The sequence below is a fragment of the Thermobacillus sp. genome (assembly GCF_003390775.1).
In the GTDB taxonomy this organism is placed as follows: domain Bacteria; phylum Bacillota; class Bacilli; order Paenibacillales; family Paenibacillaceae; genus Thermobacillus; species Thermobacillus xylanilyticus.
This window is the reverse complement of the sequence record NZ_QEWA01000011.1, coordinates 1-12483: the sequence shown is the minus strand read 5'-3', so window position 1 is coordinate 12483 and position 12483 is coordinate 1. Positions and strand designations below refer to the sequence as shown.

Here is a 12483-nt window from a genome sequence, read left to right as displayed (position 1 = left end):
GGCTTATCCTAAAAATACCCCACAAAGTGACGATTCGCTTCGAAGCGTAGTCCGATTACTTTGCGGGGGCCCCGGAAACGGGTTCAGCTTGAAGCAAATCATTCGCATCCGGTTTTCAGGGTGCAAATTTTCCTGTATAATGGAATACACACCCCCTCATTCCCCGATAGCTCAGTCGGTAGAGCACTCGGCTGTTAACCGAGTTGTCACAGGTTCGAGTCCTGTTCGGGGAGCCACACGCTCTCATAGCTCAGTTGGTAGAGTGCATCCATGGTAAGGATGAGGTCACCGGTTCGATCCCGGTTGAGAGCTCCAGCTTTTTTTCTCCTTCTCTTATGTGGCCCGTTGGTCAAGGGGTTAAGACACCTCCCTTTCACGGAGGTAACAGGGGTTCGAATCCCCTACGGGTCACCATCTTTTTTTTTTGCTCTGCTGCACCCAAGCAGCGTTTTCGATGGGGATTAGCCAAGCGGTAAGGCAACGGACTTTGACTCCGTCATTCCTAGGTTCGAATCCTAGATCCCCAGCCACGTTATGAGCCATTAGCTCAGTTGGTAGAGCACCTGACTTTTAATCAGGGTGTCGTAGGTTCGAGTCCTACATGGCTCACCATCAGCCCGTGCGCGTATGGCGGAATTGGCAGACGCACTGGATTTAGGTTCCAGCGGGCAACCGTGGGGGTTCAAGTCCCTCTACGCGCACCATCTGCCTGCCGCCTGTGAGTGCGCATACCGATTGCAGATGTTCGTGACAAATCATTTGCAATCATCCTGAAAACCTGATATATTTGTTGTTGCCGCTTCGATGAAGTCATCGGAATTAATGGCAGCATAATCTGCGGACGTGGCTCAGCGGTAGAGCATCGCCTTGCCAAGGCGAGGGTCGCGGGTTCGATTCCCGTCGTCCGCTCCATTTCTTTATGTGCCCATAGCTCAGCCGGATAGAGCGTTTGACTACGAATCAAAAGGTCGGGAGTTCGAATCTCTCTGGGCACGCCACTTTTTCCGCGGGTGTAGTTCAATGGTAGAACTCCAGCCTTCCAAGCTGGTAGCGTGGGTTCGATTCCCATCACCCGCTCCATAACAGCGCATATCGGAAACTCCTTACGGTTGGTAAGGAGTTTTTTTTATGCACGGACTTCATCGGAAGCCCGTTTTGTTGTATGATGGAGAGAGTGAGTTTTTATACGGATGCTGCGCTTGCGGCGCAGTGCGCATGAACAGTCAGGAGGAAAGGTATGTCCGATCAAGCCGCAACCCAAACGGCTCAGAGCCGCCCCCAGGTCAGCAGCCTGCTGAGGCGGGATGTCCGCTATCTGGGCAACATCCTGGGTGAAGTGCTCGTGCACCAGGGCGGACAGCAGCTGCTCGAAGTCGTCGAACGCATCCGCGAGATGAGCAAGACGCTCCGCGCGTCGTTCGACCCGAAGCTGCATGAGGAGTTCAAACAGCTCGTGGAATCGCTCAATCCGGAGATTCGGCATCAGGTGATCCGGGCGTTCGCGATTTATTTTCAGCTCGTCAATATTGCGGAACAGATTCACCGGATTCGGCGCAAGCGGGATTATGAACGTTCGGCGGGCGCAGCCGTGCAGCCGGGCTCCATCGAGAGCGCAGTGAAGGATCTGAAGGAACGCGGCGTTCCGGTCGAGATCGTTCGGGAAATGATCAAAGGCATCTCGCTCGAGCTTGTCATGACCGCGCATCCGACCGAGGCGACAAGACGCGCCGTGCTCGACATTCACAAACGGATGGCCTGCGACGTGCTGGAACTGGACAATCCGACGCTGACGAACCGCGAGCGCGAGCGTCTGCGGGACAAACTGCTCAACGAAGTGCTGACCCTCTGGCAGACGGACGAGCTTCGCAGCCGCAAGCCGACCGTCCTCGACGAAGTGCAGAACGGGCTGTTCTATTTCGATCAGACGCTGTTCGATGTGCTGCCTGACGTCTATGAGGAGCTGGAGCGCTGCCTGGACAAATATTATCCGGGCGAACGCTGGCATGTGCCGACGTATCTCCGCTTCGGTTCGTGGATCGGCGGCGACCGGGACGGCAATCCGTCCTGCACGTCGGATGTAACGTGGGAGACGTTCAACCGGCATCGTCAGCTTACGGTGTCGAAGTACCGCGCGGAACTGCGCAAGCTGATGTCGCTGCTCAGCTTCAGCACAAGCATCGTGAAGGTGTCGGAAGAGCTGATCGAGTCGATCCGCCGGGATTGCGAGGCGATCGGGAATCTGGCGAACATGGACCGGTGGCGCAACGACAAGGAGCCGTACCGGATCAAGATCGGCTATATGCTGCAGAAGCTGGCGAACATGAAGCGCGAAGAGCTGAAAGGCACGCCGGCCCGCTACAACAGCGCCGAGGAATTGAAGCAGGATCTGAAGATCATCGACCGAAGCCTGCGCTACCATTTCGCCGATTATGTCGCCGATACCCATATCCGCAAGCTGATCCGCCAGGTGGAACTCTTCGGTTTCCATCTGACGACGCTCGATATTCGCCAGCACAGCAAGGAGCATGAGAATGCGATTGCGGAGATTCTGGCGAAAATGAAGATAACGCCGGATTATTCGGCGCTGGATGAAGAAGAGAAGATCCGGCTGCTGGATCAGCTGCTGAACGATCCGCGGCCGTTGACGTCGCCGCATATCGAGTATTCAGATTCAACCCGCGAATGTCTGGATGTCTTCCACACCGTCTACCGCGCACAGAAGGAATTCGGCGTGGACTGCGTGCGCAGCTACCTGATCAGCATGACGCAGGGCGCGAGCGACATGCTTGAAGTGCTGCTGTTCGCCAAGGAAGTCGGCCTGTTCCGCAGGGACGAGGACGGCAAGGTCGTCTGCACGCTGCAGCCGGTGCCGCTGTTCGAGACGATCGACGACCTGCATGCCGCTCCGGGCATCATGCAGCGCGTATTCGATCTGCCGATCTACCGAGCGTCCGTCGAAGCGATGGGGCAGCTGCAGGAGATCATGCTCGGCTACTCCGACAGCAACAAGGACGGTGGCGTCGTGACGGCGAACTGGGAGCTGCGCGTCGCGCTGAACGAGATCACGGAGACGGGCAATCGCTACGGCGTGAAGCTGAAATTCTTCCACGGCCGGGGCGGCGCGCTCGGACGCGGCGGCATGCCGCTCAATTACAGCATTCTCGCGCAACCGCCGCACACGATCGGCGGAGGCATCAAGATTACGGAGCAGGGCGAGGTGCTCTCTTCCCGCTATGCGATGCAGGGAATCGCCTACCGCAGCCTCGAGCAGGCGACGAGCGCGCTGATCACGGCTGCGCGGCTGGCGAAGTACCCCGAAGAGAACAACGACAAGAACGCGGAGTACGAATCAATCGCGAAGGAACTGTCGGAACGGGCGATGAAGAAGTATCAGGATCTCATTTTCCGCGATCCGGACTTCCTGACGTTCTTCAAGGAGTCGACCCCGCTGAACGAGATCGGCGAGCTGAACATCGGCTCGCGGCCTTCGAAGCGGAAAAACAGCGACCGGTTCGAAGATCTGCGCGCCATTCCGTGGGTGTTCGCCTGGACGCAGAGCCGTTTCCTGCTGCCGGCCTGGTATGCCGCGGGCACGGCAATGGCGGAGTATGTCGGCGGCGACGAAGCGAAGCTGGAGAAGCTGCGCCGTGCCTATGTGGAGTTTCCGTTCTTCCGTACGCTGATTGACAATCTGCAGATGGCGCTGGCCAAGGCCGACATGCATATCGCCAAAGAGTATGCCGGCATGATCAAGGATCCGGCCATCCGGGACCGCATCTTCGGCATGATCGAACGGGAATACGAGCTGACGACCGAGATGATCCTGCGCGTGACGGGCCAGAAGGAAATTCTGGACAACGTGCCGATCATTCAGGACTCGATCAGGCTGCGCAATCCGTACGTCGATCCGCTCAGCTATCTTCAGGTGCAATTGCTTACCGAACTCCGCGCGCTGCGCGCCCGCGGGGAAGACGATCCCCATCTGCTGCGCGAAGTGCTGCTGACGATCAACGGTATTGCGGCCGGTCTCCGGAATACGGGCTGATGCGGCCCGCATGCAGCCGTCACGGGAATGCCGGTTGGAAGGCAGGGAACAAGGAATCGTGATACCGGTCGAAGCGCGCCTGGCGCGCAAGGCGCTGAAAGGCGATCAGCAGGCGTTCGCCGAGATCGTCGGACTCTATCAGGATAAGCTGTATCATATGGCCTTCCGGATGCTGGGCAGCCGTCAGGAGGCGGAGGACGTCGTGCAGGAGGCGTTCCTGCGCGTCTACCGCAATCTGGACCGGTACGATGCAGGGATGAAGTTCTCCACATGGATCTACCGGATTGCGACGAACCTGTGCATCGACCGGCTGCGGAAGCGTAAGGCGACCTACTCGCTTGACGCCGAATCCACCGAACACGAAGGACTGGACGGTTACGCGGTCATCCCGAGCGACGATCGCACGCCGGAAAGCGAAATGCTGCTGTCGGAGACGCAGCGGATCGTCCGCCAGGCGATCGATACATTGCCGGCGAAATACAAGTCCGTCATGGTGCTCCGTTATTTGCACGACTTGCCGCTGCAGGAGATCGGCGAAGTGCTCGACATGCCGGTGACAACGGTGAAAACGCGGGTGCATCGGGGAAGGGAGTATCTGCGGAAGAAGCTGGAGCGCAAATTGTGAGCGGTCGAATTTTCCGCCGGATGAATTTTGAAACCTTGCCCTGATCGATACGTACTGTATAGAACAATCATGCAAACATGCGTTGAACTCAGAAGGAAGGGACTGGCCATGAATTGCGCACAAGCCTCCAGACTCATGCACGAGTATTTTGATGGCGATCTGGCGCATGAGGATGCGTCCAAGCTGAAGGCGCATCTGGGCGGCTGTCCGGAATGTCGAGAACGATTCAACGATTATGAGCGGACCGAAGGATTCCTGCATATGGCGCTTGCCGCGCCCGTCGGGCGCAACGAAGCCGATCGGGCGGCCCTGACGGACCGCATCCTGAAGAGCGTTCCCGGGCGTCGCAGCAGACGGCTCGCACGGTGGCTGCGGCAATACCCGGGCGTTACGGTGGCGGCCATGCTCAGCCTCGTCCTGCTGGCCAGCTTTATCGCTTCGTGGGAACAGGACCAGGAGATGGTCGTCAGAGGCAGCGATCTGTCGCAGATCGTCATCGAAGGGAACAAGGTGGTCGTGCCGGAAGGCGCGCGGGTCGACGGGGATTTGATCATCGAGAACGGCGAGGCGGTCGTAGTCGGCGAGATACGCGGGAATTTGACGGTGATCGACGGGTCGGTCAACATGGCTTCGACGGCGAAGGTGATCGGCGAAGCGCGGGAGATCAATCAGGCGCTCGACTGGATCTGGTACAAGCTGAGAAGCACGGTTATCGATCTTGCTTCATGACTCTGGAAACGCCCTCCATCGCCGGAGGGCACTTTTTTTTGACAAGTTGGAGGATTTGCGTTACGTTATCTAGAAATCCTATAAGTTGAAGCAGACGATCGGAGCGGGCCTGTGTACGGTCGTAGGGGGCGGATCCGTGAGTTATTTTCAGGACATGACATGGAACGATTGGATCAAGGATATCATCGACATTGCCATCGTCAGCTTTATCATCTACCAGCTCATCATGATCGTACGCGGCACGCGGGCTGTCCAACTGCTCAAGGGTATTCTCGTCCTCGTCGCAACGTGGGCGGTCAGCACCTGGTTCAATCTGTACACGCTGAAATGGCTCATAAATCAGATGTTCACGTTCGGGGTCGTCTCCGTGCTGATCATTTTCCAGCCGGAGCTGCGCCGGGCGCTTGAACAGCTCGGCCGGGGCAAGATTTTCGCGCGGTCGACGCTGGTTAACCGCGATGTGACGGATCAAATCGGCGAAGTAATTAAGGCCGTTAATTATTTGGCACGTCGAAAGATCGGGGCGTTAATCGTCTTCGAACGGGAAACGGGGCTGATCGAGTACACCGAGTCCGGCACGATGCTGGAGGCGCGGATCAGTTCCGAGCTGCTGATCAACCTGTTTACGCCGAACACGCCGCTGCATGACGGCGCCGTCGTCATCCGGGGCAGCCAGGTGGCGGCCGCGGGCTGTTACCTGCCGCTGTCGGAGAACCCGTTCATCAGCAAGGAACTCGGCACCCGTCACCGCGCCGCGATCGGGCTGACGGAAGTGACCGACGCGGTGGCGATCATCGTCTCGGAGGAGACGGGGCAGGTTTCGCTGTCGGTCGGAGGCATGATCGTGCGCGACATCAATGAGGAGTCGCTGATCTCCAAGCTGTTCCAGGAGCTCACGCCGCATCAGGCGGTGGAGAAACGCCGTTCGAAGTTCGCCTTCTGGAACCGGAAGGAGGATTCCTCGAATGGATAAATGGCTCAGCAACCCGACAGTGCTCAAGATCCTCTCGGTCGTGATCGGCATCCTGCTGTTCGCCGTCGTTCATTTCGATCCGGAGTCGCCACCGAATCAGGTGGCGTCCACGATCGACACCCGCGAATTCACGGCGGTGAAAGTCGGCACGCGCGGTCTCGATCCGGAGACGCAATATCTGCGTTCGATCGAGCCAAGCACGGTGCAGCTGCTCGTCGAAGGGCGGCTCGCCGACCTGATGTCGGCCGTACCCGATGTATGGGTGGATGTGTCCGGTCTCGGCGAAGGCGTGCACGATCTCGTCGTCCGGTATGACCTTCCGGGCCGCGTCCAGCTTCGCTCGATTTCGCCGACGCGGGTCAAGGTGGACATCGTGCCGGTGCAGACGAAGGAATTTGAAGCTATTATCCGGACGGAAGGAACGCCCGCGAACGGCTACAAGGTCGCGGAACCGATCGTGAAGCCGAACAACCGGGTGTTCGTGCAGATGCCGAAGGATCAGCTGAACACCGTCGCCTATGTCGGCGCGGTGATCAATGTCGAAGGCGTCGAATCGAATGTGGTTGAACAGAAGGTGCGGCTTGCCGCATACGATGAGAACGGCAACGAGATCGAAGGGGCCGTGCTTACCCCGAACGTGGTCGAAGTGGAAGTGCCGATCACGAAGCCGTACAAGAAGCTGCCGCTTGAAATCCGCTTCACCGGACGGCTGCCGATCGGCATGAGCATCGCCTCGTTCAAGCCGTCGACGGACACGGTCACGGTCTACGGGCCGCAGGAGACGCTTGACAAGATGGAATATTTCGACGGCGTGACGCTCAATCTGTCGACGGTTCAGCGCTCGGGCACGGTCACGCTCGATCTCGATCCGGGCCGCGATCTGGCACAGATCGAACCGAAACAGATCGAAATCGCGATTGAGCTCGAACCGTCCGAGACGATCACGCTGCCGCAGATCGCCATCACGACGGCCGGCCTTGCCGAAGGCATGAAGGCGCGGATCCTGGAGCCGGAGGGAGGCACCGTCGATCTGAACGTGACGGGAGCGCCGAGCGTGCTGGCCGATCTGACGGCGAAGGACGTGCAGGTGATCGCCGACCTGAACGGGCTGCCGACGGGAAAGCACACGATCGTGCTCGACGTGCATTTGCCGCAGTTCGTCACACAGTCGTATCCGCAGCAGCTCAGGGCGACCGTGGAGATCACAGACGGCACGGAGGAAGACGCGGCCGGCGAATCCCGTTAGACCGGGGATCAAGGATCGGGCATTGCATGTTCGGCGAAGATGGTCCGAACGAAGGGATGGCCCGACCGGCGCCCCGCGCTGAAGCATGACAGGGAGAAGGAGACAGGGACGAATTCATGGGGAAATATTTTGGAACGGACGGCGTGCGCGGCGTCGCGAATCGCGAGCTGACGCCCGAACTCGCGTATAAAATCGGCCGCTGCGGCGGCTATGTGCTGGCGGGCAAGGCGGATAAGCCGAAGGTTGTCATCGGCATGGACACGCGCATCTCGGGGCCGTTGCTCGAGGCGGCGCTGACCGCCGGGCTCCTCTCGATCGGCGCGGACGTCATCCGGCTGGGCGTCGTGACGACGCCGGCTGTCGCCTGGCTGACGAGGCTGCTCGGCGCCGATGCGGGCGTCATGATTTCGGCGTCGCACAATCCGGTGGCGGACAACGGAATCAAGTTCTTCGGCGCGGATGGCTACAAGCTCTCCGACGAGACGGAGCTCGAGATCGAGCGGCTGCTCGACGCCGAGCGGGATGAGCTGCCCCGCCCGGAAGGCGGCGGCATCGGCACCGTCACGACGGACGATGAGGCGAAGTACCGCTATCTCGAATATTTGAAGACGACGGTGAAACATTCGTTCAAGGGGCTGCGCATCGTCATGGACTGCGCGCACGGCGCGGCCTACGAGCTGGCTCCGCGCATTTTCCGCGAGCTGGGCGCCGAAGTGATCACGGTCGGCGCTTCGCCTGACGGGCTGAACATCAACGACGGCGTCGGATCGACGCATCCGGAGCATCTGATCGCCCAGGTGAAGGCGCACGGCGCGGACCTGGGGTTGTCCTACGACGGCGACGCGGACCGGCTGATCGCGGTCGACGAGACCGGCGCCGAAGTGGACGGCGACTTCATCCTGCTCATCTGCGGCGAGGCGATGCGGAAGGCCGGCAAGCTTAAGGCGGATACGATCGTCACGACGGTGATGGCGAACATCGGCTTCTTCAAAGCGGCCGAATCGCTCGGGCTGAAGACGTCCCGCACGGCGGTCGGCGACCGGTACGTCATGGAGGAGATGCGCCGCGGCGGGTTCAACCTGGGCGGGGAGCAATCCGGGCATGTCATTTTCCTCGATTACAATACGACGGGGGATGGCATTCTCACTTCGCTGCAGCTCGTCGATACGCTTGTCGCTTCCGGCAAAAAGCTGAGCGAGCTGAAGACGATCATGCGCAAATTTCCCCAGGTGCTCGTCAACGTGCGGGTCGCGGATAAATCCAGGTTCAAGGACAACGAAGCGATCGCGAAAGCGGTGGCGGCGGCCGAAGCGGAACTCGGCGACAGCGGCCGGGTGCTCGTCCGTCCGTCGGGCACGGAATCGCTCATCCGCGTCATGGCGGAAGGGCCGGACGAAGCCCAGGTGGCGGCCCATGTCGAACGGATCGCGGCCGTGGTGAAAGCGGAGCTGGGATAAGGAAAATGGACGGAGGCAGCCGGAACTCCCCGCGGAGTTCACGGCTGTTTTCATTTTGCGGATTTTCCGTCGGATTCGGGGGCGGCCGCAGCGCTTCGACAATTCTAGCCGTTGCATTCTGTCATGAAAATGCATATGATAGGGATTATAATTCGGGAAAGAAAGCGAGGGTAGTGAGTCCAACGATTCAAGCGCCAGAACTTGCGGGCCCGTGCTGCTGCCGGCCGTCATCGTCATCCGCGGGAAGCGGGGATTTCGGCATGGCGGTGCGGCGGCGAGGCGGGCGGCAAGTTGACGAGGCGGGGGTGTTCGAAGTTTTCGGCGGGGACCCTCCGGCTGCATCCGTTCCAGCCGTCAAGCCGGGAAGGAAAACGACCGGGCGACCGGTCCGACAAAGGTCTCGGCAGAGCGGACCATTACGATCCAGGACAAGGCATTCATGCCGTTTATCACCCTGAATGCCCCGTTGCCGGTTCGTCATGCGGCATGGGCATCACAATCGAATAGACGCACATGCACATGCGTTCCGGACCCGGAGGCTTTCGGGGGATCCCGAATAGCGGAGGTACGAACGAATGTGCGGAATTGTTGGATATATCGGTAATCGGAACACGCAGGAGATTCTGCTCGAAGGCTTGAAGAAGCTCGAATACCGGGGGTACGACTCGGCGGGCATCGCCGTTCACACCGGCGACCGGCTGGAGATTCGCAAGGCGAAGGGCCGGCTCGCCGTGCTGGAGGAGAAGCTGAAGGACGCGCCGCTCACGGGCTCGGTCGGCATCGGTCATACGCGCTGGGCGACGCACGGCAAGCCGTCGGACATCAACTCCCATCCGCATACGGACAATTCGCGCAAATTTACGGTTGTGCACAACGGCATCATCGAAAATTATCTCGAACTGCGCGAAGAGCTGTCGATTGCGGGCCATACGTTCGTGTCGGAGACGGATACGGAAGTCGTGTCCCACCTGATCGCCGACGAGTATGACGGCGACATCGTGAAGGCGGTGCAGCGGGCGGTGAAGCGGATGCGCGGCGCGTTCGCGCTCGGCGTCCTGACGGAGTACGAACCGGATCGCCTCGTGGCGGTGCGGTACGCGAGCCCGCTCATCATCGGCATCGGCAAAGGCGAGAACTTCATCGGTTCGGACATTCCGGCGATTCTCGAGCATACGCGTGAGGTGTACATTCTCGAGGACGGCGAGATGGCCGTGCTGACGAAGAACAGCGTCGAAGTGATGACGATCGAAGGTCAGCCCGTGGCCAAGGACGTCTTCCATGTCGACTGGGACCTGATGACGGCGGAGAAAGCCGGTTACGAGCACTTCATGCTGAAGGAAATTCACGAGCAGCCGAAGGCGTATCGCGACACGATGGGATCGCGCATCTCGCCGGACGGCCGGCGGGTCGTGCTGCCGGAACTCAAGATGACGGAAGGCGACATCCGGAACATCCGCAGAGTGCACATCGTCGCCTGCGGAACGGCGCTGCACGCCGGACTCGTCGGCAAGCACGTCATCGAGAGCCTGGCGCGCATTCCGGTGGAGGCGGACGTCGCTTCCGAATACCGATACCGCAATCCGATTATAACGCCGGACACGCTGGTCATCGTCGTCAGCCAGTCCGGCGAGACGGCCGACACGCTGGCGGCGCTGCGCGAAGCGAAGCGCGCGGGCGCGCGCGTGCTGGCCATCACGAACGTCGTCGGCAGCTCCGTCGCCCGCGAGGCGGATGACGTCATCATCACGTGGGCGGGACCGGAGATCGCCGTCGCATCGACGAAGGCGTACACGACGCAGCTCATCGCATTCTATCTGTTCGGGCTCTATCTCGCGCAGACGCTGGGCACGAAGGATGAAGCGTTTATCGCGTCGGTCATCGCCGCTTTGAAGGAGCTTCCGGCGCAGGTGGAAGACATTCTGGAGCATTCCGCCGTGCTGAAGCAAATCGCGGAGTCGATGGCGAAGCACAGCAGCCTGTTCTTCATCGGCCGCGGCATCGACTGGGCGGTCGCGCAGGAAGGATCGCTGAAATTGAAAGAAATCTCGTACATCCACTCCGAGGCGTACGCGGCCGGCGAGCTGAAACACGGCACGCTGGCGCTGATCGAAGACGGTACGCCGGTCATCGCGCTCGTGACGCAGGAAGACCTGTACGAGAAGACGCTGAGCAACATCAAGGAAGTGAAGGCGCGCGGCGCCCGCGTGCTCGGCCTGGTGAACCGGAGCAACAAGGACGAGGTCGCGAAGTCGGTCGACGAGCTGTTCGCGATCCCGGACACACTCCCGCTCCTCACGCCGGCGCTGTCGGTCGTGCCGTTGCAGCTCATCGCGTATTACGCGTCGCTCGCGCTCGGCCATGACGTGGATAAGCCGCGGAATCTGGCGAAGAGCGTGACGGTGGAGTAACGCGACAGCCGAGCGCGATCCAATTGTAGACAGCTAATACATCCCGTCTTGGGAAAATAAAATCTGTCCAGGGACAATAAAAAATGTCCATGAAGCCTAGTGTGGCCAGGGTTTTGCCTGGGTCCATGCTGGGCTTTTCTGTTGATAGGGGGACAGGGTATAGGGCGGAAAGGGTTGAGGGATCAGGTTTTATCCCAATATACCCATCCCTTTTTCCTCTCCCCTTACCCCTGCTCCCTATCCCCTCAAATTATTTCCCTGGACATTTCCCAACGTTCCGTTTTCGTGCCCCCTTCCGCCTTTTCGACTAATTTCTTCCAATTCGACGGACACTTTTTATTTTCCTGGTATTTCGTTCCAACTAATTCCTCAAATCCCGCAAACCCTTGTGCGGCAAGGGATTGGAGGCTTTGGTGGGGCTTGAGTGGGATGGACATGAATTATTGTCTTTTGACACCAATTGTAGACAGCAAATAAATCCCGTCCTGGGAAAATAAAAACTGTCCAGGGACAATAAAAAATGTCCAAGAAGCCGAGCGTGGTTAGGGTTTTGCCCTGATTCATGCTTGGCTTTTACTTCTTTTGAAAAGGTACTGGGGAGAGGGGATAGGAACGGTGGCTGATTTATCAAGCAGTTTCCCTCCCGCTATGTTCCGATTGAGCTTCTCCTTTTGTTCCCTCAAATTATTTCCCTGGACATTTCCCAACGTTCCATTTTCGTGCCCCCTGCTGCCATTCGACTAATTTCTTCCAATTGGACGGACACTTTTTATTTTCTTGGTTTTTTGTACCAACTGGTTCCTCAAATCCCGAAAACCCTTGTGCGGCAAGGGATTGGAGGCTTTGGTGGGGCTTGAGTGGGATGGACATGAACCTGAATTTCGAAAGTCCGGAATAGCGCTAGTCGGATGAAGCGATCAGCAAAGATTCCATTCAATTTTGTGGCTGTTTTTCCAGTCAATTCGAGTGATTGCAGGCTAGATGGGTAAACGTTCCCCCT

Annotated in this window: 7 protein-coding genes and 9 tRNA genes; all 16 read left to right on the top strand. The window is 59.1% G+C overall.

Translation table 11 applies throughout. From position 1 onward, the window contains the following. Positions 1-160: 160 nt before the first annotated feature. The 16 genes from C6W55_RS00390 (at position 161) to glmS (ending at position 11483) form a co-directional block, all read left to right on the top strand. Positions 161-236 (top strand) — tRNA-Asn (locus C6W55_RS00390). 3 nt (positions 237-239) lie between these two features. After that, positions 240-315, top strand: a tRNA-Thr gene (locus C6W55_RS00385). Between the two features lie 24 nt (positions 316-339). Next, positions 340-414, top strand: a tRNA-Glu gene (locus tag C6W55_RS00380). Between the two features lie 41 nt (positions 415-455). After that, positions 456-530 (top strand) — tRNA-Gln (locus C6W55_RS00375). Positions 531-536: 6 nt separating this feature from the next. Next, positions 537-612: transfer RNA gene (locus C6W55_RS00370), tRNA-Lys, on the top strand. A gap of 9 nt (positions 613-621) precedes the next feature. Continuing rightward, positions 622-704 (top strand) — tRNA-Leu (locus C6W55_RS00365). A 133-nt stretch (positions 705-837) separates the two neighbouring features. After that, positions 838-912: transfer RNA gene (locus C6W55_RS00360), tRNA-Gly, on the top strand. Positions 913-921: 9 nt separating this feature from the next. Continuing rightward, positions 922-998 (top strand) — tRNA-Arg (locus tag C6W55_RS00355). An 8-nt stretch (positions 999-1006) separates the two neighbouring features. Continuing rightward, a tRNA-Gly gene (locus C6W55_RS00350) sits at positions 1007-1080 on the top strand. A gap of 157 nt (positions 1081-1237) precedes the next feature. Next, complete coding sequence (gene ppc, locus C6W55_RS00345; protein ID WP_286890734.1) at positions 1238-4045, top strand: phosphoenolpyruvate carboxylase; 2808 nt, start codon at positions 1238-1240, stop codon at positions 4043-4045. Positions 4046-4103: 58 nt separating this feature from the next. Further along, positions 4104-4670, top strand: coding sequence for an RNA polymerase sigma factor SigW (sigW, locus tag C6W55_RS00340; protein WP_286890732.1), 567 nt, complete (start codon positions 4104-4106; stop codon positions 4668-4670). A gap of 108 nt (positions 4671-4778) precedes the next feature. After that, a complete protein-coding gene (locus tag C6W55_RS00335) occupies positions 4779-5399 on the top strand; it encodes a zf-HC2 domain-containing protein (RefSeq protein ID WP_286890730.1) in 621 nt (206 codons plus the stop codon). A 136-nt stretch (positions 5400-5535) separates the two neighbouring features. Further along, complete coding sequence (gene cdaA, locus C6W55_RS00330) at positions 5536-6372, top strand: diadenylate cyclase CdaA (protein ID WP_286890729.1); 837 nt, start codon at positions 5536-5538, stop codon at positions 6370-6372. After that, positions 6365-7618: a CdaR family protein gene (locus C6W55_RS00325; protein WP_015253335.1), complete on the top strand. Its 1254-nt coding sequence runs from the start codon at positions 6365-6367 to the stop codon at positions 7616-7618. The genes cdaA and C6W55_RS00325 overlap by 8 nt, the downstream gene beginning before the upstream one ends. Positions 7619-7734: 116 nt before the next feature. Next, positions 7735-9075, top strand: a complete 1341-nt coding sequence (gene glmM, locus C6W55_RS00320; protein ID WP_015253336.1) for a phosphoglucosamine mutase — start codon at positions 7735-7737, stop codon at positions 9073-9075. Positions 9076-9650: 575 nt separating this feature from the next. Then, a complete protein-coding gene (gene glmS, locus C6W55_RS00315; protein ID WP_015253337.1) occupies positions 9651-11483 on the top strand; it encodes a glutamine--fructose-6-phosphate transaminase (isomerizing) in 1833 nt (610 codons plus the stop codon). The last annotated feature ends 1000 nt before the right edge of the window (positions 11484-12483 follow it).

Coding starts and splice junctions, on each gene's coding strand:
- ppc (WP_286890734.1), top strand. CDS start 1,238: ATGTCCGATCAAGCCGCAACCCAAACGGCTCAGAGCCGCCCCCAGGTC.
- C6W55_RS00335 (WP_286890730.1), top strand. CDS start 4,779: ATGAATTGCGCACAAGCCTCCAGACTCATGCACGAGTATTTTGATGGC.
- C6W55_RS00325 (WP_015253335.1), top strand. CDS start 6,365: ATGGATAAATGGCTCAGCAACCCGACAGTGCTCAAGATCCTCTCGGTC.
- glmM (WP_015253336.1), top strand. CDS start 7,735: ATGGGGAAATATTTTGGAACGGACGGCGTGCGCGGCGTCGCGAATCGC.
- glmS (WP_015253337.1), top strand. CDS start 9,651: ATGTGCGGAATTGTTGGATATATCGGTAATCGGAACACGCAGGAGATT.